This is a genomic window from Adhaeribacter arboris (assembly GCF_003023845.1).
GTDB classification, from domain to species: domain Bacteria; phylum Bacteroidota; class Bacteroidia; order Cytophagales; family Hymenobacteraceae; genus Adhaeribacter; species Adhaeribacter arboris.
In genome coordinates this window covers 2,477,264-2,504,062 of the sequence record NZ_PYFT01000001.1, presented here as the reverse complement: position 1 = coordinate 2,504,062, position 26,799 = coordinate 2,477,264, and the positions used below count along the sequence as shown (strand labels likewise).

The following is a 26,799-nucleotide window of genomic DNA, read 5'->3' as shown; positions in this document are numbered from 1 at the left end:
AAAAATTAGTTTTGCTTCGTCAGTCTTAGTTTTTGATGATACGTGTTTTTATTGGTTACCAAAAGGCTAATGTACCAGCCTCCTGGCAGCGAAGTTCCGTCTAGTACATATTCGTAATGTTTTCCTGCCACCGCTTGGCCGTTATGCAAAATTGCCACGGGTAAACCGTTCAGGTCATAGATGGTAAGAGTAGCATTGCCGGTTTCCGGTACGCTAAACTGCAGCTTTGTTTTTTGAGGAAAGGGATTCGGATAAACCGCTAACTGTCCGTTGGTATTGTGGCTTGGGTTAGTAGCAGTATCTATTACTTCAAAAGTAATGGTTTTAGAACCACCCACCGAACCACGCGCCATTTCGTAAGGGTAAATGGATGCGGATAAAGTATAATTGCCCGGCTTAAAATCAATGCTCTGCCCCGAACTGCCGGCTAGGTCGTAGGTATTCAAATTTTCGGTGGTAGTTTTACCGTTCAAGCTAAATTGTACACTGCCCACTATTATCGGGTTAGTAACCGCGCGAATATTTAAGGAACCCGGTAAATTGGCCAGGTTTAACGCATCGCCTTCTTCGAGTTCTTGGACAACGCTGCCATTATTTACATTATATAGCTCAAACCGAATAATTTTTTCTTCTACCGCCCGGAAATTAAGCGTAAGCGGTACGCCTTTTTCACCTTTACCATTGGCCTGGGTATACGGAACCGCGGTAATGGTATAGTTACCTTCCGTAATTTTAAAGTAATTATCTGTTGAGCCCGGGTAATTGTAAGGTACTTTGCTTTCCGTTTTCTGATCTCCGTTTACATCAAAAAGCACACTGCCTACGTGGGTAGGTCCCGTACGGACGTATAGAAATACATTGCGGGTCGGTAAACGGGTAAGGTTAATAATGTCGCCTTCCTTCAAGCGTTTAATGGTTTTACGGGAGTCGGCATCTACCAGGTTAAATTCCCGTACTCGCGGTGTTGACACCAGATTTAAGGCTTTCGGAGCATTTATTAACCCATAACCAGTTTCAAAGTCAAAACCAGGATCATTCATGTCCTGGGCCGTTTGCTGCAACGTATTTTCTACTCGGTCGGGAGTTAAGTTATTGCCGTTGGCTTCTTGCATCAGGGCTGCTACTGCCGCAGCATGTGGCGCCGCAGCCGAGGTGCCGTAAAAATAAAACTCATCTAAAAATGCATTACCAAAAAAAGTATTGCTTCCTCCATCCGGAGCCATAATCTCGGGTTTTCGGCGCACCAGCCGGTTCCGGACTTTGCCATTTTCGTCAAACAGTATGGGAGTGCCGCCCGCCGAGGAGAAACTTTCCGCTACCGGGTCTTCGATGCCGAAGGCCGGGGTATCCAGAAAAAATACCGCGCCGGTGGTAATGGCTCCTGCTGCGTTGTTGTGCCCGTAAATAGTACTGCTGGCCGTGTTGTATTCTTTTATAGTGATATCGGTGTCATCTTTGAAAAGTACGTATTTTATAATACTCGGCGAAGCTCCTTCGTATTTATCTATCAATATGTTAAAGTAGTTGCTATCGTAGGAGCCATCATTAAAAAAAGAAAGTATTTCTACGGGGTCGCTGCCTTTGTTCGAGTAGTTCGATGAAGTTACCACATCGGTGGTATCTTCGGTCAGCAGGAATATGTCTAAATCCGATTGTGCTCCTTTGCTGCTGCCATCCCCCACGGAATAGAAGGGTTCGCTGTACTGAAAAGAAATGGTAAGGGAAGTTCCTACCGGAATAAATATTTTTTGGGTAACATCTTTTTTCTTACCGGTCGGGGCAAAATTATGGGCATTATGAGCTTTCTGAGGGCCCATAAAAGATTTGCTGCCAAAGTAAGCTACCCCGCCCGGTTTATAAGCCGCCTGATACGAATCACGGGCCTGGTTACCGGCCGCGGTAAAGTAAGTGGTTCCTTTTTTTCGAACGGCATCTATCGCCTGCGCCACAATCCCATCCTGAAACATGGGTTCGTCGAAATAAAGAATATCATCTACAATAATGTTGCAGCCGGCTTGCTGTAAATCTAAAATACCTTGCGCAAAACTAGCCGGACCAAAATCAGCGGAATAAAAAGCCAATTGAGCACCCGGGGCTACATCATGTACTATTTCTGCCATAGCCCGGCCTTCGTCGGTTCCCCAACCCGGAGCTTCATCTAAAAGTACCTGTACGGGAGTAGTATAGCCATTCGGATTATTTTTACCGGGTAAGTCACCGGATTTAACGCCTTTTTCGGCCTCACCGGCAGAATTAAAACTATCCGATAAAAGTCCGACTTTCGATCCTTTGCCGGTTACCACCTGTTGTTTACGGGCGGAATCGGCGTATACGGCTCTATCGCCTTGAGTAGTGGCCTTGCCAATTTTGGTGGCTGGTTTATATGCCGGACGAGCCGCCCGCAGACTTTTAAGGGTAGCCACTTTATTTAAAGCCGCAATAGGTATCAGGCCCGATACCAGTCGGCCATAAGCTGCCGGATACGTTAAGCCCAGGGCTTTTAAATCTATTAGCAATTGTTCCGTATTATTTTCAGCCAGCGCCTGTATCACCACCTGGTTGCCTTTAATTTGTAATAAACTTTTATTAACCGGAAAGCGCGTTAAAGTTTTAGCTGCGGCGCTCCGGTTGTCAGGAGCTTGCTGGATAGCTAAAACCGCTAGTTCTGGTCCAATTTTTTGCAGAGCTTGTCCGGGAGCCATCTTAAAAGAAGGCCTTACCGACTGGGCTTTACTCGATAGTACTACAAAACCAATAAAAAATAAACAAAGGCCCATCCATTTTAAAGGAGATAGTGGTTTGGGGTAAAGGTGAATCATGAGTGTGCTAAGGCTTAAGGTACTTTTAATTATTTTTTAACATATCAGGTATAACTCCAGGGTAAGTTTTTAAACAAAAAACTTTGTCCGTGGCACAAGGTGATCGAAGTGGTATTATGGTTCAAAATATAAGTATTACTCCAAGTAATTACCTAGGAGGAGTAAAGAGTAGATTAAAGTCCGGCTAATTAGTTTTTACCTCTTACCGTATCGGGTTAATCTCTTTTTACAGCCAAATAGTAGTAGAAAATCTTTTTATTAGTCAAGAAATTCTCTTGCGCTTATTGCAAAGTAAATTTATTTTATCCGAAATGAAAGAAGTTAAACTAAAAATAACCTGTCGATTTAGGTAATTAAATTATTGGATTTTATGGTTTTACTCTTTGGGTAAGGCGTTTGTAAAAACGAATGCTTCTCTTTTTTTACTTCTTTTATTTCTCATAAGGCGCTCTAGTATTTTATACTTTATTCGGCTAAAGCATACTACTAATTAACCAAACTTGTTGCGTAGAGTAGATTGGGAGGAAAAAAAAAGCAGACGTGGTTTTATAGAATACCTATCTAAATTAGAAAACCAGCAGAAAAGCTTATTTTATCAGAAATAATAATAAAAAAAGTACTTATCCCGGATTAGCTACGGAATAAGTACTTTGTAAGATAAAGGTAAAATTTACTTTTTACTTGCCGGCAACGGTTGGTGAAGGCTTATCCGTATACGTAATTACATCGCCCAGCCGGCAGGTATGTTCGGTGGTTGGGTTTAATAATTTTAATTTAACGGTATGCTTACCCACGGGTATCTGGTATTTCCAGAACAATTCATAACGCCGGCCGGTGTAACTGGTAGGAAGTTCTACGGTTTCCAGCAATTTGCCATCTAAGTAAACTTCTGTTTTAAATATGTACTCTGATTTTGACTCCCATTTTGCGGTTTCGCCGGTTACTACAAAGCCGTTTCCTTCAAAATCAAAGGTGTATTCCTCTTGCAGATTTTTGTTAATGCTGGTACGGCTACTAGGAAAATGTCCCGTAAAACTTTGTTCTAATTTTACCGGCTTAGGTTGTTGTACCGCAATGGTAATAGTATTGCCTGTTACCTTACCACCATTCCGGACAATTTGCTGCAGGGCATGTTTAAAACCAATTTCGTATACATCATTCAACGACATGGTTGTAAACTTAAAATCTAACGGCTCGGCTTCTTTTAAACCTTGTCTCCAATAATCCGGAATTTTATTGTAGCCCAGCATGGTACCTAAAATACCGGCCGCTGAAGAAGGATTACAATCTGCATCTTGGCCGCAACGGGTAGCAATTTCTACAGTTTTACCAAAATCCCCATTGCCGTAGAGCAATCCAATGACCACGTAGGCCGAATTAACCGTTGCATCAATGTTAAAGGGCCGGTACACGCCTTCGGGGCAGCCAATATCCGAAGTCCATTTTTTCTGGACCTCAAACCAGGTTTGTTTCCAATCAGTCGGATACTGCTGGTGCCAACGAATAACGTCGTTAATACATTGGTAGTAATTACTTTTGGCCGGAATAGTTTTCAAACCTTCTTTTACTATGTAAGTCATATCGTTAGAAGTAAAGGCTAAAGTATACAAGGCGCCTAAGTATACCCCGCCGTACCAACCATCGCCATAATTCATAATATGCCCGATTTTATCACTAATTTCTGAAGCTGTATTAGGCATACCCGGCGACATTAATCCGGCAAAATCGGCTTCTATCTGGTAATCGATGCAATCGGCGTGCGGGTTATTTAACCAATGTCCGGATTTAGGAGCCGGGATGCCGTGCAAAATATTGTAACGGCCGGCCTGGTTGGCGTGCCATAAGGCGTAGCCAGCGTTGGCATAAGCCTTGGCAAATGAACTCACCGGGGCGTCTAAGCCTTCTTTTTCAAAAACATCTACAAAGGTCAGATCCATGTAAACATCATCGTACAATCCCGGATTTTCCGTCATTGTTTTCTTTAAATAGCCATCGTACCAGGCTATTGGCTGATATTCCTGAATAAGGGTGCCGTTATAACGAAATTCCAGGGGACCGCCGTAAGTTACCCCAATGGTTTGTCCAGCCCAGCCACCTTTGATTTTATCTTGTAAAACTTCTTTAGTAAGAGTAATGGCATTTTTAGTGGCTGGTGCAGGTTGGTTGGAGCTGGGTTTCGGCGCCTGGGCCAGTGTACTGCCGTAAACAAGGCTTACTAAAAGTATCAGTGTTTTCTTCATGTTCTACCAGTGTAATTTGTTTTAATAATGAACTCTTAACTAGTTGCGTGTATAAATAGGTTGGTTTTAATTTTCTCTTTAACTAATAGCTAAGTTTTCTATATGATTTTAGTTAAACAGTAGCGTAAAACTTATTTTAAGTAAACTTCCGCTGTTAAAGTAACGGCAATTTAAAATTAAGTAAACGGCAAACTTATTATTTCGGGACATTCCTAAATCCTATGATGTACAGAATAGATCCACAGATTTAAGAAAATTGTTAATCTATACTAAATATTATTACATAATTTGTAATAAAGCAAGGATAAACTTCCTAATTATTTAAAAATTAGATTGTTGAAATCAGCTTTCTTTCCCTTCTCATCTAAAGTATTAGAAAATAGAGCCTGATAAATTATAACAATAATTTAATCATTCTCGGCCTTCTAACTAACTGACTTTAGGATTAAGCTAGGCTTTCCTGAAGAACTTCTGGTAGAAGTAAGTAAATCGATAATTAGTTAATTCAGGTGGAATATAATTAAAGTGCAATTAAAATCATAATATATTTAAAATTATCTATTTACACTTTCTTGAAAAAATATAAATAGAGAAAATTTTTTTATTAAGAGTAAGGCTTAAGACTTTGCTAAAATATGCTTTAGATATTACTGCTTAGTTAATCATTTATTTTATTATTTTAAGTAAGGTATTGCCAATTTATAGGTTGTGTAAACCAATGAAAACTGCTTAAAATTGATATATAAGGCTATTTAATTAATTATTTTAGTACGTACTATTGTTTGTGTATTTGTACATTTCTAATAAATCTATATCATAAAAATTTAATATAAAAGTATTTATAGTTTTATAATGCCTGGTTCTTTTACTCCTTCATTCCCATCTGTATTTTTGTAATAAGAAAATAAGTACAAAAAAATAAAACTGGTCGTATTTGTTGGTTGTTAATTTAATGTTTGTTTTATGATAAAAACTTCTACTTTTCTTCCCCTTGTTATTCTCTTCCTAATCTTCACGAACCTGAATGGTATGGCGCAGAATTGGTCTGATGTAAACTCATCTGAAATTTCTGGCGGAAGAGGCACTAATTTAAGTTTTGCGCTTACTAAAACGGGTGTTCCATACGTGGCTTACTCCGAAAGTTTGCTGGCAGGACGGGCAGTAGTTAAGAAATTTGATGGTACTCGGTGGGTACAAATAGGGGCCGGCGATATTTCCGTAGATTATGCCGGTGAACTGAAATTAGCATTAGATAAAAATAACGTTCCTTACCTGGCCTATACCGATAATGCCAGCAATGGTCAACTCAACGTTAAAAAGTTTGACGGTACTAATTGGGTTAACGTGGGTGCTAGTGGTATAGCCACGGGCTATGCGCAAGGCTTGCAATTAGCGATTTCTACTACCGGAATTCCTTATTTAGCTTACACCGATAATAGCCGGGGTTGGGTAAAACAGTTTAATGGTACTAACTGGCAAATAGTTGGCGTAAATGGCTTTCCCTTAAACCCGACCGATAAACTGGTATTAACCCTGAATGCTCAAAATATTCCTTATATCGCTTTCGCTGACCCTAGCAAAGGCGGACAAGTAGCGGTACAACGTTGGGATGGCTCGAATTGGGTGGCAGTAGGGACTAACGGCGTGGGTTCCGGTGCTGCTTGCGACCTTTCCCTTTCTCTGGCGAACAATGGTACGCCTTACGTAGTTTTTCGCGAGTTTCGGGCAGATGCCTTAGATAAACTGGGCAAAATGAAAATGAAACAATTTAACGGTACTACCTGGGAAGAAGTAGGAGTAACCACTTTTTCAGATTCATGGGTTTACTCAGCGGCAATGAGTATAGATAAAAATAATACTCCGTACGTGGCTTACCGCGAAAGTTCTACCGGTATTGGTAACCCGGGTTTGACGAAGGTTAAGCGTTTAAACGGACGGGAATGGGAAGAAATTGGTACCAGTAATTTTACCTCTGGTTCAGTTACGGATGTTTCACTGGCAGTGGCCGAAAGCGGTATATTGCACGTAGCTTTTGCCGACGTTGCTAAGGCTCGTCCAGCCACTGTTTTAAGATTAGATGTGCCAAAATTAGTAATTACTACCAAAGCACCCACGCAATTAGCTATTTTACCAAGTAGTGATAAAGGAATTAGCGCAACCGATGGTATTACAAATGTAAGTATGCCAACTATTACCGGCCTGGCCGATCCAAAAGCTTTGGTAACCGTTTATGTAGATGGGGCTAGTGTTGGAACATGCAAGGCAGACAGCACCGGCCGCTGGACCTATACTTTTACTGCTGCATTAGCTGCGGGTCACCGTTTAATAACAGCCACTGCCAGCGATAGCCTGGCTAATACTAGCGCAGCTAGTGTATCTTTAACTCTTTATTTTGATTTTACTGCGCCTGTTTTCAGTGGAGTTAGCGAAGGAGTTGCCTATCGTACCGATAAAGCAATTACTTACAGCGGCGGAACCGCAACTTTAAACAACTTACCCTACGTAAGCGATACCCTGATCCGAGCTGAAGGCGACTATACCTTATTAATTAATGATGTTGCCGGTAATTCTACGAGTGTTCACTTTACCATTGATAAAACAGCTCCGGTACCTTCTGTGCTCATTAACAATAATGCTGGCTTAACTAACTTGAATGAGGCAACTCTGAACATTGTAGCTCCTGATGCTGTCGAAATGCGGTTTTACGATGATAATGATAATTCGATTTGGTCTAACTGGGAACCCGTAAATTCAACCAAAGCCTGGACCTTATCTAGCGGCAGTGGCAGTAAGTGGATAAAATTGCAGGTTCGTGATGCCGCTGGCAATATGTCTATTTCAGTTTCAGATAACATTACCTTAGATCAAACTGCTCCTACGGCGGTATTTACCACCACGGTAACAAGTCCGACCAGTGTGCTTACTATTCCGGTTAAAATTACCTTATCGGAGAATGTAACAGATTTCACGGTTAATTCAATTACAGTGAGCAACGGTATTAAAGGTGTTTTATCTGGTAGCGGCAAATACTTTACATTAAATGTGCTGCCACCTGTTTTATTACCCACTAAATCGGCTACAATTTCTATTAGTATGCCAGTTGGAATAGTGCAAGATGCCGCCGGAAACAAAAATACAGCAGCAACTACTTTAACTATTAACTACGTATCGCCTATTACAACTCCGGTAGTTACTACTAACCCAATAACTCTTCTTACTGCTACTACTATGAGCGTAGGAGGCAATGTTACTACTAGCGGTGGAAGTCTGGTATTAGCTCGTGGTATTGCCTATAGCACTACCTCCACTACCCCTACCATCAACAGCGCAAAATTATTACTAGGTTTGGGAGAAGGAGTTTTTTCAGGTACTCTTAATTTAAAGGCAGGTCTTACTTATTACGTACGGGCTTACGCTACTAATGCGATTGGTACTTCTTACGGAGTCGTGCAAAAAATTACCATACCAGTCTCTTCTGTAACGACCGTACAATCTACAAAAGCTCCTGGGCAAGCGGCAAAAGCTTCTAACCAAAATGTTCAGTTAGGTAATTATCCAAATCCTTTCCAGCAGCAAACAACCATTACTTTTACCGCCCCAGTTTCTACCGATTACCAACTACAGGTGTACGATGTAAACGGCAATATAATAGCTAAACTACAATCTGGGAAAGCACAGGCTGGGGAGAAAGTACTAGTAAACTGGGCAGCTTCTAGCAAGATGAAGCCAGGTATCTACCTTGTTCGCTTAGTAACAAACGCCGGAGTGCAAAATCATAAAGTAATCTATAACAATTAAAATTTTGATTAAGTAAATGGAAGTACGAACGGATAAAATCAGTATAGAATTTTAAATACCCGTAAAAAAAACGGCAACCTTAATAGGTTGCCGTTTTTTTTACGGGTATTTAAATGAATTATTGGTTAGGAGAACGACGGTTCTCCAGATCAGTGTCCGGATCCAGGTTTTCAATCTCTACATCAGTTCGGCGAACGGTATCCCGAATGGTTTCTTCCCGCTCTTCTACTTCTTTCTCCAGCGAAATTTCTTCTACCACCCGTGCTTCCTTCGTAATTACAGGTACTTCGGCATGCTCGGTGATTTCAATTTCACCTTCCTGGAAGTTCGATAAATCTGCCTGGGTAGCCGGGCGATCCACGGGAGTACGTTCAACATGCACGTGTTCTTCCCGCAGGTTAATACTTTCTTCTACAGGTTTCTCAATAACACGGCTGCGTAAGCGGGCGCCGCCCGTTTCTACTACTTTTTTACCTACTTGTAATTCTTCCTCAATAATCGGAATGGACTCAGTATCCTGGGTAGTTGCCGCTTGCCGGTTCCGGTACAGATTATCTTCGTTGTAATATTCGTGGTTGTAGTAGTCATCATCATACGAACCCGCTACTGCACCGCCAGCTCCGAATCCGGTAAACGCATTACGAACCGAGTTTTCGTAATCTCGGTTAAGCAAGCTTTTATCGTATTTAGGCAATGATTTTAACTGAGAGGCATCCAGATTTGGTAAAATTACATCATCATCCGAGCTGTGTAATTCCGCTACTCCAATGGGGATAAGTACGTCATCCTCCTCGGTATCCAACAAACTATCTTCTATATCCAGCACAATGTAGCGCACTTTGAGCGATTGCGGATCAAAAATCAATTCTTCTACTTCACCAAGGGTATTTCCCTGACGGTCTTTCACCGTCCATCCCCGAATATCAGGTTGTCCTTCCGCAATTTCATAGTCACTGCCACCTAACTCCTGCAGGCGGTAATCTTTATTTGAATTTTCGTTTAAAGCCATGATTGTAAAGCGTTTAATTAAACATTAAAATAATAAATACTGAAAAAATAAAATCAGGTTTACCCGGCACTTGCATTTTATTGCGAAACAATAAATTAAGCACCCCGCCGGACCACAATTTCTACCCGGCGATTTTGCTGACGGCCTTCGGCAGTAGCATTTGAGGCTACCGGTTGGGCTTCACCTACCGGATGCAAGGAAACCTGATCTGCGGTAATATTACCATTTTGGGTTAGCCAGTTTCTAACTGCTTCGGCTCGTTGTTCGGCCAATTGCATATTATAACCCGCCGATCCTTTGGCATCGGTGTGGCCGTAAATCCGAACTTGGCCATTGGCAAAGCGTTTCCCCATGGAAGCGGCTACCTGTTTTAACTTTTCAGCGGCCGAAGGTTTAATGGTATTTTTATCGGTGTCAAACAGAATTGTTTCGTCTAAGGAGTAAATGGCATAATCGTCGTTGCCCCTTACATTAATATCGGCATCGGTGATTTCGTCGTAGGTAGCAGCCGGAGCGCCAAAGTCGACGGTATTCCAATCAAATTCACTGGTAGTATCGCCCGCCATAGCAGTAGAATCGGCAGCGGCACCCGTATCAGTTGGAGCAGTTGCTTGATCGCGGTTGCAGCCCCGGAGTAAGAAAAATAGTAAGGCTAGCGCCAATAACGCTAATAAAAGCCAAAGCCACCAAGGTCGCTTACTTTTCGGTTGTACATTTAGTTCAGCCATAATTGAAGTTTTTTAATAGTTTTTGGTGTTTAAGGGTTTTTTTATATAATTAATTGTAGAGGTCGTGTACGGTTAATGGCTTAATAAGTTGTACTTTATTCTATTTTATGCATTGTAATACTTGGATGTACTTATTAAAAAGCAATAAGACGCAGTCAGAAAATAGGTTTAATTTCATGGCGTTAGAATAATTCAAAATATTGTACTTTACTTGCAGGCATAAGCAGTACGTTCCGTATCAATAAAAGGCTTTTTATATATGGGGAAAGAAGGAGTTTAAATAATACAAAGAAGTAACAATAATCTGTTGCGGTAGCCTAAAATTATGCGGAATAAGAAGGAAATACTATATTTAGAAACAGAATAACTTAAGTGGTAGAACGACCTGAGAAGCGGGATTGAGGCGGCTTATGCCACTATTTACGGAAAATATGTAGTATTCTTATTTACTCAAGGTTGCCGAGCAAACCCGAACTAGAAGTAGTAAAAGATTTTTTGCAAGATTTATACTTAACTCTCTAGAGGAATGATAACATTTTGGGTCGACTGATAATGTTAACTTTTAATGTAAAAATAATCCATCGGACCAATTACAGGTAGAAGTAGGAGTAGAAATTACCGGTGTCGAAGCCATGATCTTTTCGTCGGTTCAGAAAATAACTATTCACTAACGTGGCTGGTACCAAAAGATTTTGGCAGTTGTTGGGCGCTATTTTAGGTACAAGTTTTAACAAAAAAATTAATTTATTTGCGGGTAAATTATTTAAGATTTCTTCTTTTAGAGCTATTAAATTTTGTAATTCAACCTTTATAATTGTAAAAGATATTTCGCCAGATGGGTCCAGGAATCTAATCAATAGATAAAGAATTTAGAATTTAATATCTGGTACTTACTCAAATTAATAATTGAGAATAGAAACTTTTAGTGGTGGGCTTTCCCGATTAATTATTATGTACTACTTTTTAAATTATGATTAGAAAAATTGTTTCTCTCGCGGTTGTTTTTCTTTTACAGTATGCATTGGTCCAAGCGCAATCGGGTAACTGGCAGCCGGTAGGCAATAAAATCCGGACACCCTGGGCCGAGAAAGTTAATCCGGCTAACCCCTTGCCCGAATACCCGCGCCCCCAAATGGTCCGGGAAAATTGGCAAACATTAAATGGTTTGTGGGACTACGCGCTTCAACCTAAAAGTCAGGAAGCTACCCGGCCAACTTCTTTCAACGGTAAAATTCTGGTGCCTTTTGCCGTAGAATCTGCTTTGTCGGGCGTTGGGAAAACTGTAGGGAAAGACAGCGTTTTATGGTACCGGAAAACTATCTCAATTCCAAGTAAACTAAGAAAACAAAATGTGTTATTGCATTTTGGGGCGGTGGATTGGTTGGCCGAAGTTTTTGTAAACGGCAAATCCGTAGGAACGCACCAGGGTGGCTACGATCCCTTTTCATTCGACATCACCACTGCTTTAAAATCAGGTAATCAACAGGAGATTGTTATTCGGGTGTGGGACCCGACCGACGAGGGTCCGCAGCCCCGAGGCAAACAAGTTAAAAAACCGGAAAGCATTTGGTATACGCCGGTTACCGGAATCTGGCAAACCGTTTGGCTGGAGGCCGTGCCTAAAACTTACATTACGGCAACCAAACAAACTCCCGACATCGATAAACAATCGCTTAGCGTAAGCGCCCAAGTACAAAACGGGCAAAGCAGCGATAAAATTAGGGTAAGTGCCTGGGATGGTAAAAAGAAAGTAGCTGAACAAGAAGTAGCAGGCGGAGCAGAAGCCGTATTGCCCATATCTAATCCCAAACTTTGGTCGCCGGAAACGCCTTTTTTATATGACTTGCGGGTAGCTGTTGTACGCAAAGGTAAAGTGGTGGATGAGGTAAAAAGTTATTTTGCTATGCGTAAAATTAGCATGGCTCCTGATGCGCAGGGTACCCAACGCATGTTGCTGAATAACAAGTTTGTGTTTCAATACGGCCCGCTTGACCAAGGCTGGTGGCCCGATGGGTTATATACCGCTCCCACCGAGGAAGCTTTAAAATTTGATATTGAGAAAACCAAAGAAATGGGCTTTAACCTAATTCGGAAGCACGTAAAAGTAGAGCCGGCCCGATGGTATTATCATTGCGATAAAATAGGTATGTTGGTATGGCAGGATATGCCTAGCGGCGATTTGGGCGCCCGTTGGGTAAACCAGCCCGGTATTGAGATGCGCGATGCCGATATGACCCGGACGCCAGAATCCGAAAAAATTTACCGGCAGGAGTGGACCGAAATCATGCAGGACCTGCACAATTTTCCGAGCATTGTGGTTTGGGTACCTTTTAACGAAGCCTGGGGACAATTCAAAACCGTTGAAATTACTAATTGGACCATGCAGAAAGACCCATCGCGGTTAGTAAACAGCGCCAGCGGCGGTAACTTTCATGATGTGGGGCACATATTAGATTTGCATAATTATCCTTCGCCGGCTATGCCCCGGGCTGATTTATTCGGCGCCAAGCAAGTAATTGTGCTAGGTGAATTTGGTGGTTTAGGTTTACCGCTAACGGGCCACACTTGGCAGCAAAAAGATAATTGGGGTTACCAAAGCTTTAAGAATGCCGAAGATTTATTTAAAAGGTACGCACCGTTTATGGATATTATGACCGATTTGATCAAGCGAGGCTTATCGGCGGCGGTGTACACGCAAACTACCGACGTGGAAGTAGAGGTAAACGGTTTAATGACCTACGACCGCAAAGAAATAAAAGTGCCCACTAACCGCTTAAAAGAAGTACACAACAAACTTTACAATCCCGGGTTAGTTAATTTAAAATAGCATTTTTTTCCAGCCCCTTCTCCTGTAAGAAATGAGGCTGATTGTTTTAAAGAATATTTTTCCGGCTTTATTGCTGGCGCGAGCGTTCCATTACCTGATTTAAAAAGGTTCCGAGTTACAAGCTCATCCTAGCCCGAAGGTACACTTATACCAGGATCAATAAAATGATTATGAAAGATATAGTTAAGCTGGTGCGAGCGTTTACGCTCGTGTCTACTATCTGGGAGATCTCCGGCTGGCCGAACCGATGGGCCTTGATTCAGCGGATGAAAGTTAATCTATCACCGGCCGGAGGCCGGACGATAAACGTCACGAGCGAAGTCGCCTGCGATAGTTGCTAAATCTTATAAAGCTTAGTTTAACTTGCTTTTGATGAATTGAAATTTTTACTTCTTTTTATTATAAGTTTAGAGTTATACTTTTTTTAAGAAGATAAGTAATAGGACAAAATTAAATAAGCAAATGTTTTCAAGTAACTATTTGGTTTTAAGTATTTTATAAGTCTAATAACGAGTAACTAATAACGAACAACTACTTAGTATATCCACCCCAAACAAACTTACTACTACTGTAGCCTATTTACAATGAAAAAACTAACTGCCTTTATTTATATTTTTTTCCACCTAATTGGCTTGCAAGCCCAGGAACTGCGACCGCCAGCGGTACCTTTAGTTACCATCGACCCTTACACCAGCGTATGGTCGTTCGCGAATAAGTTAAACGAAGAACCCACCAAACATTGGACCGGTCGCAATCAAGCTTTAAATGGTTTAATCCGGGTCGATGGTAAAACGTACCAATTTTTAGGCGCCGAAGCGCCGGTTTACCAAACCATCGTACCTACCGCCGTTTCTGAGGCCTATCCGGTACAATATACTTTCGAAAAACCAGTTGGCGATTGGATGAAACCAACTTTTAGCGCCGCGGCCTGGAAATCAGGGAAAGGTTCCTTGGGCTCGGATAACATGAATCCGAAACCAACCACCTCCTGGAATACCGAGGAAGTTTGGTTACGTCGGGAAATTATTCTCCCCGAAGTAAATCCGGAGCAGTTAATCTTAACCCTATTTCACGACGATAATGTAGAACTGTACATCAACGGCCTGCCTGCTTACGAATGTGCCTGCTTTACGAATAAATACCAACAATACCCCTTATCGAAAGAAGTAAAAGCCTCCTTAAAAAAAGGAAAAAACCTGGTGGCCGCCCACGTTAAAAATACCGCCGGACCTTCTTTAATTGATTTTGGCCTGGTGAAAGAATTACCCGTAACCGTATCCATTGATAAAGCGCCGCAAAAATCGGTGCAGGTAAATGCCACGCAGAGTATTTACGATTTTACTGCCGGTCCGGTAGATTTAAAAGTAACGTTTACCTCGCCCTTGCTCCTGAATAAACTCGATATTTTATCGCGACCTGCATCTTACATTACCTGGCAGGCCAAAGCCAACGATGGTAAAACCCACGAGGTTAAAGTATACTTCGATGCCTCTGCCGATTTAGCCGTGGATCAACCCGACCAAAAAATTACTTGGGAAAAATCAGTTGCTAATAACTTAAATCTGCTACGCGTAGGAACCGCTGATCAAAAAATCTTAGGCAAAAAAGGCGATGATGTCCGTATTGACTGGGGCTATTTATACGTGGCCGTTCCTCAATCAGCCCAAACTGGTACTACCATTACTAATGGTTCAGCCGCCCGGGCAGCCTTTTCCAAATCGGGCTCATTAACTACCACCCTGGATACCAACATGCCCCGAGCGGCCAGCGATAAACCAATTGCTTTAGCGGTAGTCCAGAATTTAGGAAAAGTAAGTACCACCCCGGTGAGTAACCACGTAATGGTGGGTTACGACGATATTTATTCGGTAGAGTTCTTCGGTACCAAATTACCGGCCTGGTGGCGGCGCGATGGCAAAGCTACTGCCGAATCCATGCTGACGGCCGCTGAAAAAGATTATAGCTCTTTATTAGCGCAATGTGCTGCTTTTGATAAACGCCTGTACGCCGACGCTTTAAAAGCCGGGGGAGAGGCCTACGCCAAACTGTGTGCCTTAAGTTACCGGCAAGCCATTGCGGCGCATAAATTGGTAGTTAATACCGGTGGAACTCCTATCTTTTTCTCGAAAGAAAACTTCAGTAACGGTTCTATCGGCACCGTAGATATTACTTATCCTTCTGCTCCCCTGTTCTTGTTGTATAACCCATTATTGCTGCAGGGCATGATGGAACCCATATTTTACTATTCCGAAAGTGGTAAATGGACCAAGCCTTTTGCCGCCCACGACGTAGGAACCTACCCCTTAGCCAATGGCCAGACGTACGGTGAAGACATGCCAGTGGAAGAAAGCGGCAATATGCTGATTTTAACGGCCGCCATTGCCAAAGCCGAAAAGAACGCCAACTACGCCAAAAAACACTGGAAAGTATTAACTACCTGGGCCGAATATTTAAAAAAGGAAGGCTTTGACCCGGCTAATCAGCTTTGTACCGACGACTTTGCCGGTCATATTGCCCGCAATGCGAACTTATCTATTAAAGCCATTATGGGCTTAGCCAGTTACGGCCAATTAGCAGGTCAGTTAGGCGACATTAAAACCGCAGAAGCTTACCAAACTACCGCTAAAGAAATGGCGCAAAAATGGATGCAACTCGCCAATGCCGGCGACCACTACAGCTTGGTATTTGAGAAGCCGGATACCTGGAGCCAGAAGTATAATTTAGTTTGGGATGAATTATTAGACTTAAATATTTTCCCGGACGAAGTAGAAGAAAAAGAAATTAAATACTACCTCACGAAACAGCAATCCTACGGTTTACCCCTGGATAGCCGCAAAACCTACACTAAAAGCGATTGGATTATCTGGACTGCCACCATGGCTAATGATCCCGCCGATTTCCAGAAATTAATACAACCCGTATTTAAATACGTAAACGAAACTACCACCCGCATGCCCGTGAGCGATTGGCACGAAACTACCGATGGCAAGTCGGTAGGATTTCGGGCCCGTTCGGTGGTAGGGGGTTACTTTATCAAAATGCTGGAACAAAAATATAAATAAGGTATCTGCTGTTTCAGAAAAAAGTTGACCTGTTTTAAATAAAAAAAGGCCAACCTTTTATATAATCTCCTAGGAATAGGGTTCCGGATCAGGATCATCCTAATGAAAAAAGATTGTTCGTCCGGTAAATTTCTAAGCTACAAAGGAAGTGCCTCATCTTTTTAGATAAGGAAGCAGCGGCGCCGATAGAAATTTAGTGCACCTTGCTTTTCAGGTACGCACTGACGGCTTTTTACAAAGGAAGCTTCTCGGAAATTTTCTCTTAATTTAAGCGCGGTAATATTGGTGTGGCAAGACTTATCGGTAAATAAAATACGAAAAACCTGATTAGCGGTTCCAAACTTAAAACTTTTACTATAAACTACTTGGCTGGTGTTGGGCTTATCCGAAAGAGTTCATACATTTCCGGGCCGGTGGGTGAATGAGGCTGTATTCTGGAAGCAATTTAAAATCTTCAACATACAATATAACTATGAGTCATGCTTTTTCCTGGGAGCTTTTTCAGCGGGTTCCGTTAATAGGTATAATGCGGAATTTACCGCCGGCCGCATCCCGCCAAATAGCCGGTTTATACGCCGAAGCTGGTTTAACCACCCTTGAAATCACGCTTAACTCAGCTAATGCACCCAAAACTATTTCCACGCTGGTAAACGAGTTTAGCGGGAAATTAAATATTGGAGCCGGAACGGTTTGCTCCTTAGCTGATTTAGAACAAGCCTTAGCTGCTGGAGCCCAGTTTATTGTTACGCCTATTTTAAACCCGGAAGTAATAAAAGCCAGCTTAGCCGCCCATATTCCTATTTTTCCCGGTTCTTTTTCGCCCACTGAAATTTACCAGGCTGCACAATTAGGAGCGAGTATGATAAAGGTTTTTCCGGCTACCAAGCTCGGGCCGGAATTTATTAAAGACGTTTTGGCCCCTTTAAGCGGCTTAAAACTGGTACCTACCGGAGGTATTTCTTTAAGTAATATTACCCAGTTTTTTCAGGCGGGAGCGCAAGGAGTGGGTATAGGCAGCGATATTTTTCCGAAGCAACTTATTCAGAATGAGCAATGGCCGGAATTGAAAAATCTTTTTCTGGATTTTGTAAAAAAATATCATCAATTTAAAGGTTTACCTTCTAATTAATATAATACTATATGTCTAAATTCAGAAGTAGCGATTGGTTTGGCAAAACCGATAAAATGGGTTTTATCTACCGGAGCTGGATGAAAAATCAAGGTTATCCGGAAGATATGTTTGATGGGAGACCGGTAATTGGAATCTGTAATACCTGGTCGGAACTAACGCCTTGCAACGCTCATTTGCGCGATATTGCCGAAGTAGTTAAACGGGGAGTGTACGAAGCGGGTGGCTTTCCGCTGGAATTCCCGATTATGTCGTTGGGTGAAACCTTGCTGAAACCAACGGCTATGCTGTTCCGCAACTTGGCCAGTATGGATGCCGAAGAATCTATCCGGGGGAACCCGATTGATGGGGTAGTGCTCTTAACTGGTTGCGATAAAACCACACCTTCCACGGTGATGGGAGCCGCCAGCGTAAATTTACCTACCATTGTGGTACCCGGCGGACCCATGCTGAACGGGAAATTTCAGGGGCAGGATATTGGTTCGGGCACCCACGTCTGGAAATTTGCCGCCGACGTGAAAACCGGTAAAATGCTGCAAGAGGATTATATGTTCGCCGAAAGCTGTATGTCGCGAAGCGCGGGCCACTGCATGACCATGGGAACGGCTTCTACTATGGCGTGTATGGTGGAGTCTTTGGGCTTAACCTTACCCGGCGCGGCCGCTATTCCGGCCGTTGATTCGCGGAAGAAAGTACTAGCCCATCTATCGGGCCGCCGCATCGTAGAAATGGTAAAAGAAGACTTGCGGATCTCGAAAGTTTTAACCCGCGAAGCCTTCGAAAATGCCATTAAGGTAAACGCTGCCGTAGGAGGCTCTACCAATTTAATTATTCACTTAACCGCTATAGCCGGACGCATTGGGGTAGACCTAAACCTGGAAGATTATGATGATTTAGGTAGTAAAATTCCGCTTTTGTTAAATTTGATGCCTTCCGGAAAATTCCTGATGGAGGATTTTTTCTACGCGGGAGGTTTACCGGTTATTATTAATGAACTGCGGGAACACCTGCACCTGCATACCACTACGGTAACTGGTAAAGGACACGCCGAAAATATAAAAGGTAGGATAAATAATTACAATACCGAGGTAATTGCTTCTATTACCAACCCGCTGATTCAGGAAGGTGGTATTGCGGTGCTAAAAGGCAATCTGGCCGAAAATGGTGCGGTTATTAAACCTTCGGCTGCTACGCCGGAGTTGATGGTGCACCGGGGCCGGGCCGTGGTTTTCGAAACCATTGAAGAATACCATGCCCTCGTAGATGATCCGGATTTAGACATTGACGAAACCTGCATTATGGTTTTGAAAAATGTAGGACCCGTAGGCTATCCGGGAATGCCCGAAGTAGGAAATATGACCTTGCCTAAAAAAATTCTGGAAAAAGGAGTGGTAGATATGGTGCGCATTTCCGATGGCCGCATGAGCGGTACCGCTTATGGTACGGTAGTGCTCCACGTTTCGCCGGAAGCGGCTATTGGGGGTACCTTAGCGGTAGTGCAAAACGGAGATTATATTGAGTTAGACGTACCGAATCGCCGTCTGCACCTGGATATTACGGAAGAAGAATTGGTTCGCCGGAAACTAAAATGGAAAAGACCAGAGCCGGTGGCAGATCGAGGCTACGTAAACATGTACATCAAACACGTGCAGCAAGCCGATAAAGGCGCCGACCTGGATTTTCTGGTAGGTGGCTCCGGCGACAAAGTAAGCCGCGATTCACATTAATTTAGTTGGAAGGTTGTGAAAGGTTAGAAAGTTATAGAGCAGGAGAGTAGATAGGTCTCAAGGTTGGAAAGGAAGAAAGCCGCAACGATAAATAGTTATAAATAACAACATCAAAGAGTTTCCTAATTTGAAATACGATGCTAAATCCTGATATCCAGAAATTCCTAGAATTTTAAAAAAACCTTTCAACTTTCCAACTTTTTAATCTTTCAACTTTCTAACTTTTCAACCTTAAAACTTACCAACCTTCCAACTCTAACCCAATGACCCTACTCGTCGTTATTATCTGCATTGTATCACTTATTCTATTAATAACCTGGGGTAAGGTAAATGCTTTTCTGGCCTTTCTGTTAGTTTCTATTTTTACCGGGCTTGGCTTAGGCATTCCTCTTGCCAATATTAACCAATCGGTACAAAAAGGAATTGGGGATACCTTAGGGTCACTGGTAATTGTGGTAGTGCTGGGTGCTATGCTGGGTAAACTGGTGGCCGAAAGTGGGGCAGCCCAACGGATTGCCAATTCTATGATGTCGGCTTTCGGCGAAAAGTACATTCACTGGGCTCTCATGATTACGGGTTTGGTAGTGGGAATTCCGCTTTTTTACAATGTGGGTTTCGTGCTAATGATACCCTTAATCTTCTCGGTAGCCTATACGTACAAACTTCCCTCGGTGTACATTGGCGTGCCCATGCTTTCGGCTTTATCGGTAACGCACGGTTTTTTACCGCCGCATCCTTCTCCCGCGGCCTTGGTTACCCAGTTTAAGGCCGATATGGGCTGGACGCTCGTGTACGGTTTAATCGTTTCTATTCCTGCCATTATTGTAGCCGGCCCTATTTTCGCCAAAACTTTAAAAAATATGGTATCCAAGCCACTAGAAGGTTTTGTGGTGCAGAATATTCCTTCCGAAAAGTTGCCCGGTATAACGAATAGTTTGTTATCGTCGTTATTCCCCGTTTTTATGCTGATGCTTACTACCTTATTATTGGTTTTTGTGCCCAAAGATGGGGTGTTAAGCGGCATGCTCAAATTTGTGGGAGAGCCTAATATTGTGATGCTGCTGGCCGTGCTGCTGGCTACTGTTACTTTAGGTTTAAACCAAGGTAGGAGTATGGCTTCTATTATGGGCGTTTATGCCGATGCGGTAAAAGATGTCGCCATGATTTTGTTAATTGTGAGCGGAGCCGGTATTTTAAAACAAGTACTGTTGGATAGTGGCGTAAGCGCGGAGATTGCCTCCGTTTTACAAGGCTGGACATTACATCCTCTGCTATTGGGCTGGCTGATTGCGGCCATAATCCGGGTATGTTTAGGTTCCGCCACCGTAGCTGGTTTAACTACCGCCGGTATAATTTCGCCCCTCATGAAGCAAATTCCCGTTGACCCTAATTTAATGGTGCTAGCTATTGGCGCCGGCAGCCTCATGTTTTCGCACGTAAACGACGCCGGGTTCTGGCTTTTTAAAGAATATTTTAATTTATCCATCAAACAAACCATTCGTTCCTGGTCCATTATGGAAAGCCTGGTTTCCGTTGTAGGAATTATTGGGGTGATGATAATTGATTTAATAATCCGTTCCTAATACTTAAAAAAGTTTTTTTCAATCATCTGACTTACTTTAGAATTGTTTTTTGCAGTTTCTACCGAGTAAAAATTATATTCTGCTAACTTGATAGTTGAATGAGAATAAAGTAAAAAGCTGTTTAAGCGGAAAATGTTATTTCATCATTTTAATAATGCTAATGTTACCTACTAATTGGCTATAAATGAAGCCCCTTAAAAATGAACTACATCCCTAAAACAATTCGCACCTTTATTGGCGCAAAAGATTACGATAAATCCAGAGCGTTTTACCGGGACCTGGACTTTGAAGAAGTTATAATTGGCGACAAGATGTGCCTTTTCCGGATAAATGAGAATTTAGGTTTTTATTTGCAAGACTATTATGTAGAAGATTGGATTAATAACTCCATGGTGTTTCTGGAGGTAGATGACATAGAAAAATGCGCGGAAGATTTGTTGCGCAAGGATTTACAAAGCAAATACCAGGAGGTAAAATTTACAGAAATCAAGCAATTCGAATGGGGAAGAGAGTTGTTTATGCATGATCCAGCGGGGGTGTTGTGGCATTTTGGTGAATTTAATAAATAAAGTAGGAAGCCTTCAATATTAAGGTGCATAAGGCAAGCCTCATCTATTTCTTGCTCCCTTTCTGTAATAACAGGAATCAGGTCAAATATTTAAAAATTAGAGTGCTATTTATCATGATTAAAAAATCATTCCTATTCTGTTGCCTTATTCTATTCGTTTACCTACCGGTATTTTCGCAACAAACAATTAAAAAACCTTTAGTCAAGAAAACTACCTCGGGTAATCCTACTTTTCCTGGCTGGTACGCCGACCCGGAAGGCATCATTATCAAAAATAAATACTGGGTTTATCCTACCTATTCGGCGCCGTACGAGCAACAGGTGCACCTGGATGCTTTTTCGTCACCGGATTTAATAACCTGGACTAAGCACAGCCGCATTATTGATTCCTCGGCCGTTAAATGGGTGAAAAAAGCTATGTGGGCCCCGGCCATGGTAGAAAAAGGAAATAAATATTATTTGTTCTTCGGGGGCAACGATATTCACGACGATACCAAAGAAGTAGGCGGTATTGGTGTAGCGGTAGCCGATAACCCAGCCGGACCATTCAAGGATTTACTGGGAAAACCCTTAATTGGCAAAATTCACAACAAAGCCCAACCGATTGACCAATTTGTGTTTAAAGACAAAGACGGGCAGTATTACCTGATTTACGGTGGCTGGGGCCGCTGCAACATGGCTAAGTTAAAAAATGACTTTACCGGGTTTACCCCATTCCCGGACGGCGTTACTTTTAAAGAAATTACCCCGAAAGGTTATGTAGAAGGGCCTTTTATGTTTATCCGCAACGGTAAATACTACTTTATGTGGTCGGAAGGTGGCTGGACCGGACCTGATTACCGGGTAGCTTATGCCATTAGCGATTCGCCTTTTGGTCCTTTTAAACGCATTGGTACCGTGTTACAGCAAGATCCCAAAGTGGCTACCGGTGCTGGGCACCATTCCATTATCCAAGTACCGGGCAAAGACGAATGGTACATTGTCTATCACCGCCGCCCCTTGGACGAAACCGACGGCAACCACCGGGTAACCTGCATCGACCGGATGTATTTTGATGCCCAGGGAATGATAAAACCCGTAAAAATTACCTTTGAAGGAGTACCGAGCCGGTCTTTAAAGTAAGTGGATGGTGCAAAAACAACCATTCAGAACAGCAGAGGGCAAACTCATTAATTTCTTTTATTGGAGTAATTTAAACGAGTCAATTTATTAAGTAAATGAAGGAAGGAATTTTATACGTTTTATTAGTAAGTTTAATATCAACCCTTTTTATCTTGCCCATAATAAAAAAAGTGATTTTAATAAAGCTTTTTTTTGGCTCTTATTTCTTTTAATTATTTTCTTACTACCAGTTGCTGGTTGGAATATGGGTATGTTCTTTTATGCGCTTAAACTATCTCAACGTTTAGATAAAAATGTTCCTAATTATGCTGAACTAAATAAACTCATAGAATCTACCTATTCAGATTATACCATTCTAAAAGATGACCTGCATTATATTTCATTGGTTCTTATCGTGATCGTGCTACGGCTCTTGTTTACATACAACCATTTAAATAAAGAATATAAAATTTAAGTTTAATGCTTCATTTACTTAATAATATACAAGCAAGCCATGCTGCAATTGTGGCTGCCCTACTTGCTTTATCTGGAGTTGTACTCACAGTTTTTTCAACTAGAAAACAGGTAGAAGAATAGAGATTTTAAAAGCAGATTTAAGTAAGAAGCTGTTTAGAAATACTAAATATAATGAATTACAAATTGAATTATTAAGAAAGTTAAGTGAAAATTTGCAGCTAATAGAAACTGAATTATCTAGATTTATTTCTGACCTAGATGCTACTTTCTTAAAATCGACCATTTTTCCTATGAAAAGTTACTACTATCAGAACAGGTTTTTCTTACATGAGCCATTTGAAGCTTTATTCGGTAAAATCATTACAATCATTGATGTGATTAGTAATAAAGTAGAAAATTATGTAAACATGAAAGAGGCCAAGATAATACTCAATTAGGGTTGAATAATGAAGAAATGGCAAAGTTCCTGGACCGAAACATGGGAGAATTTTACCATTTTAAAAGAAAATTAGAGAAGGAAATTAAAGTATTTTTAATTGATGGAAATTAATTACTATATCTATTCCGATAAGAGCTACAAGAACACACCATTTAAGAGATAACTTAACGGCATATCTATCTCTAAGTTCTTAATCTCATCGCGAGAGACTAGGAGTGAAGCATCTTTCACAAATCACCACCTGGAACCAAATGAACAAAGGCCAGGCCATTGATGTTTCTTACCTACCTCCCTGGGATCGTGGAGTGCGCGCCGGTTTAACGGCCAAAGGTCCCGCCCCCGCCTCCGCCACTTTTCATTGGTTTAAGCTAGAAAACACGCATTAGGTTTGAAGTAACAAGTTATACGTATTACCAGCAAAAGACATTATCGTTATTGAAAATAGAACAAAGTAAAGAAAAAGCTAGTAATAACTTTTGTAGCCAAATAGTATTGTCTCGTAAGCCCGAACAAAAACTTTGAAAATTACACCACTGGCACCTCAAATTAGCATGAGTAACAAAAACATACGAATTACATTCCTTCTGGCTTTGGGGTTAAGCATCAGCAGCCTCTGGGGCTTAACCGGTTGTAATTCAAACCAAAACAAAGCCGAGACTACCAATAATCCCGGTACTACCGCTGATTCTGCCGCAACATCTAATCCTGGTTCTTCGGCGCAGTCGTTCGGAAAACTAAAAGATGGTACCGAAGTGCAACAGTATACTCTAATCAACAAAAAAGGTACAAAAGCCCTATTTACTAACTACGGAGCTCGTTGGGTTAGTTTTTTAATACCGGATATAAACAATAAAATAACCGATGTGGTAGTAGGTTTTAAGAATGCTACGGCTTACGAAGCTTCTACGGAACCTTACTTTGGCGCAACTATTGGGCGGGTAGGAAACCGGATTGCCAAAGGCCGGTTTATCCTGGATGGCAAAGAATATAAATTGTTCACCAATAATGGCCCGAATACTTTGCACGGCGGTAAGAAAGGTTTTCAGGCCGTTATCTGGAACGCTAACCAAAAAGACGACCATACTTTAGAATTTACCTATTTATCTAAAGATAAGGAAGAAGGTTTCCCGGGTAATCTGAACGTTAAGGTTACCTACGCTTTAACCGACGACAACGAACTAACCATTGATTACGAGGCTACTACCGACCAAAAAACACTAGTAAATCTTACCAATCACGCTTTTTTTAACTTAAACGGCGAAGGGAGCGGCACTATCTTAAACCACGTTTTGCAGATAAACGCCGATCGATATACTCCGGTAGATGCTACCCTGATTCCGACCGGCAAGATAGAGCCTGTGACCGGAACGCCTTTTGATTTTCGGGAGCGCAAACCAATGGGAACGAACATAAACGATAAAAATGAACAGTTAAAAAATGGGGGTGGATTTGATCATAATTACGTGCTGAACGAAAATAAAGCTCCTGGCTTAAACATGGCGGCCCGGGTAAAAGGCGATAAAAGCGGTATTATCATGGATGTATTAACCTTGGAACCCGGTTTGCAATTTTACAGTGGTAACTTTATGCAAAGTAAAAATACCTTTAAGAGCGGAGCCAAAGACGATTTCCGGACGGCTTTCTGCCTGGAAACCCAGCATTACCCGGATGCTCCGAACCATCCGAACTTTCCTTCTATTATCTTGGAACCAAGTAAAACATACAAAACGCGTACGGTTTATAAGTTTTTTAGTAGATAAATCTACGCCTGGATAGATATAAAATACGGTTTATATTTAGTTTTAAAATTAGAATTATTATATATTTAGGAATGAGCTAATTTGAAGATAAAATTTTAAAAATCCGCGTAAATTAAAAATCTGGCTTATTTTAAAAGACCAGACCTTTGGCAAAAAGGGGAACTTTAAAGGAGTGATTTACCTTTAAAATACAAACAGATTCTCTTTTAAAAAGCCAAAAATAAAGTGAAAAAGAAGATAGGAATAGTGGGTTGGCTTCTGCTCGTTTACTTATTTGTAAACGCTGGTTGCCAGAAGGAAACCGCGGAAACAGTTACCCCGCAAATACCCGAAAAAGACCATTTTGTTTCGGCCACTCAAGTAGCGGTTATACCACAAAATATACTACAAACACTGGCTACCAGTCAGGGTTATGCTCAATTTATTCCCCAGATTAAATACGATGTTGCCGTTTATAATCTGGTGTATACTACTACCTACAAAGGGCAGGAACAACAAGCCTCAGGTTTATTAGTTGTGCCGCAGAATATGACCACTCCAGCGCCGCTTTTAAGCACTCAGCACGGTACCATGTTCCTGGACGCCGATGCCCCGACAAATTTCCCGGATACCTTTTCTGGTTTTGAATTATTTGCCTCTACTGGGTATGTTACTCTAATTCCGGATTACTTAGGTTATGGAATTTCCAAAGATGTTTTTCATCCTTATTACGATCAGAAACATTCCGGATTGGTAGTGGTGGATATGATTAAAGCGGCTAAATCGTGCGCGGAAAAACAAAAAATTAAGCTGAATAATAATTTATTTTTAGTAGGTTATTCCGAAGGTGGTTATGTAACCATGGCCGCTCAAAAAGAAATAGAAATGCATCCCGAGCACGGATTAAAGGTTACTGCCGCCGCCGAAGGAGCGGGCGGTTACGATTTAACTGCTATGTTGGCAGCCGTTACTACCGGGCAACCTTACGGCAACCCTTCGTATTTGGCGTTTATTCTGCAATCGTATAATACTACTTATAACTGGAACCGGCCCTTAACCGATTTCTTCCAGGAGCCATATGCCAGTCGTATTCCGGAATTATTTAATGGAACTAATGGAGCTAGTAAAATAAATAATAGCCTGGCCAAAAATCCGACAGAGTTGTTTAATCCAGCTTTTTACGCTGAATTGAAAAAGCCCGAAGGGGAAAAGGTATTAAAGCAGGCCTTAGTAGATAACAGTTTCCTGAACTGGGTACCGCAAAGTCCTACTCGGTTGTACCACGGCACCGCCGATCAATCGGTGTTTTTTCAAACTTCTCAAACTGTTTACGACCGGTTTAAAGCGGCTGGCGCTCCGGATGTAGCGTTAATTTCTATCCTCGGTGGTACCCACAGCAGCAGTATGGAACCCATGCTTTTATCCGTAATACCCTGGATACAAAGTTTAAATACTGGGTATTAGTCCACGGTCGACAGTCCATAGACCACAGAAAATTTAAAAAAGACGCGTTGCACTAATAGCAACGCGTCTTTTTATATGGTAAGATTTAT

At 41.8% G+C, this 26,799-nt stretch carries 16 protein-coding genes; 12 read left to right on the top strand and 4 right to left on the bottom strand.

Going from position 1 to position 26,799, the window contains the following annotated elements:
- Positions 1 to 5: 5 nt before the first annotated feature.
- A complete protein-coding gene (locus tag AHMF7605_RS10195) occupies positions 6 to 2,819 on the bottom strand; it encodes a S8 family serine peptidase (RefSeq protein ID WP_106928920.1) in 2,814 nt (937 codons plus the stop codon).
- Positions 2,820 to 3,496: 677 nt separating this feature from the next.
- Positions 3,497 to 5,059 carry an ADP-ribosylglycohydrolase family protein gene (locus tag AHMF7605_RS10190; RefSeq protein WP_106928918.1) on the bottom strand — a complete coding sequence of 521 codons (1,563 nt, stop codon included), beginning with the start codon at positions 5,057 to 5,059 and terminating at the stop codon, positions 3,497 to 3,499.
- A 963-nt stretch (positions 5,060 to 6,022) separates the two neighbouring features.
- Between AHMF7605_RS10190 and AHMF7605_RS10185 the strand changes: the two genes are divergently transcribed.
- A complete protein-coding gene (locus AHMF7605_RS10185) occupies positions 6,023 to 8,857 on the top strand; it encodes an Ig-like domain-containing protein (RefSeq protein WP_106928916.1) in 2,835 nt (944 codons plus the stop codon).
- 118 nt (positions 8,858 to 8,975) lie between these two features.
- Here AHMF7605_RS10185 and AHMF7605_RS10180 read toward each other — a convergent pair whose 3' ends face one another.
- The gene (locus AHMF7605_RS10180; protein WP_106928914.1) at positions 8,976 to 9,866 is read right to left on the bottom strand and encodes a DUF2382 domain-containing protein; all 891 of its coding nucleotides are present in this window, start codon (positions 9,864 to 9,866) and stop codon (positions 8,976 to 8,978) included.
- Positions 9,867 to 9,961: 95 nt separating this feature from the next.
- Positions 9,962 to 10,594 carry an OmpA family protein gene (locus AHMF7605_RS10175; RefSeq protein ID WP_106928912.1) on the bottom strand — a complete coding sequence of 211 codons (633 nt, stop codon included), beginning with the start codon at positions 10,592 to 10,594 and terminating at the stop codon, positions 9,962 to 9,964.
- 672 nt (positions 10,595 to 11,266) lie between these two features.
- Between AHMF7605_RS10175 and AHMF7605_RS29465 the strand changes: the two genes are divergently transcribed.
- The 11 genes from AHMF7605_RS29465 (at position 11,267) to AHMF7605_RS10115 (ending at position 26,710) form a co-directional block, all read left to right on the top strand.
- Complete coding sequence (locus tag AHMF7605_RS29465) at positions 11,267 to 11,458, top strand: hypothetical protein (protein ID WP_146153562.1); 192 nt, start codon at positions 11,267 to 11,269, stop codon at positions 11,456 to 11,458.
- Positions 11,459 to 11,564: 106 nt separating this feature from the next.
- Positions 11,565 to 13,421 carry a glycoside hydrolase family 2 protein gene (locus AHMF7605_RS10165; protein WP_106928908.1) on the top strand — a complete coding sequence of 619 codons (1,857 nt, stop codon included), beginning with the start codon at positions 11,565 to 11,567 and terminating at the stop codon, positions 13,419 to 13,421.
- A 584-nt stretch (positions 13,422 to 14,005) separates the two neighbouring features.
- Complete coding sequence (locus tag AHMF7605_RS10160; protein WP_106928906.1) at positions 14,006 to 16,483, top strand: glutaminase family protein; 2,478 nt, start codon at positions 14,006 to 14,008, stop codon at positions 16,481 to 16,483.
- 472 nt (positions 16,484 to 16,955) lie between these two features.
- Positions 16,956 to 17,612: a bifunctional 4-hydroxy-2-oxoglutarate aldolase/2-dehydro-3-deoxy-phosphogluconate aldolase gene (locus tag AHMF7605_RS10155; RefSeq protein ID WP_106928904.1), complete on the top strand. Its 657-nt coding sequence runs from the start codon at positions 16,956 to 16,958 to the stop codon at positions 17,610 to 17,612.
- Positions 17,613 to 17,623: 11 nt separating this feature from the next.
- Positions 17,624 to 19,339, top strand: coding sequence for an IlvD/Edd family dehydratase (locus AHMF7605_RS10150; RefSeq protein ID WP_106928902.1), 1,716 nt, complete (start codon positions 17,624 to 17,626; stop codon positions 19,337 to 19,339).
- A 263-nt stretch (positions 19,340 to 19,602) separates the two neighbouring features.
- The gene (locus AHMF7605_RS10145) at positions 19,603 to 20,922 is read left to right on the top strand and encodes a gluconate:H+ symporter (protein ID WP_106928900.1); all 1,320 of its coding nucleotides are present in this window, start codon (positions 19,603 to 19,605) and stop codon (positions 20,920 to 20,922) included.
- A gap of 200 nt (positions 20,923 to 21,122) precedes the next feature.
- Positions 21,123 to 21,491, top strand: coding sequence for a VOC family protein (locus AHMF7605_RS10140; protein WP_106928898.1), 369 nt, complete (start codon positions 21,123 to 21,125; stop codon positions 21,489 to 21,491).
- 113 nt (positions 21,492 to 21,604) lie between these two features.
- Positions 21,605 to 22,612: a glycoside hydrolase family 43 protein gene (locus tag AHMF7605_RS10135; protein WP_106928896.1), complete on the top strand. Its 1,008-nt coding sequence runs from the start codon at positions 21,605 to 21,607 to the stop codon at positions 22,610 to 22,612.
- A gap of 1,110 nt (positions 22,613 to 23,722) precedes the next feature.
- Positions 23,723 to 23,893: a hypothetical protein gene (locus tag AHMF7605_RS29685; protein ID WP_158267485.1), complete on the top strand. Its 171-nt coding sequence runs from the start codon at positions 23,723 to 23,725 to the stop codon at positions 23,891 to 23,893.
- Between the two features lie 165 nt (positions 23,894 to 24,058).
- The gene (locus AHMF7605_RS10120) at positions 24,059 to 25,267 is read left to right on the top strand and encodes an aldose epimerase family protein (RefSeq protein ID WP_106928890.1); all 1,209 of its coding nucleotides are present in this window, start codon (positions 24,059 to 24,061) and stop codon (positions 25,265 to 25,267) included.
- Positions 25,268 to 25,492: 225 nt separating this feature from the next.
- The gene (locus AHMF7605_RS10115; RefSeq protein ID WP_146153561.1) at positions 25,493 to 26,710 is read left to right on the top strand and encodes an alpha/beta hydrolase family protein; all 1,218 of its coding nucleotides are present in this window, start codon (positions 25,493 to 25,495) and stop codon (positions 26,708 to 26,710) included.
- Positions 26,711 to 26,799 lie beyond the last annotated feature (89 nt).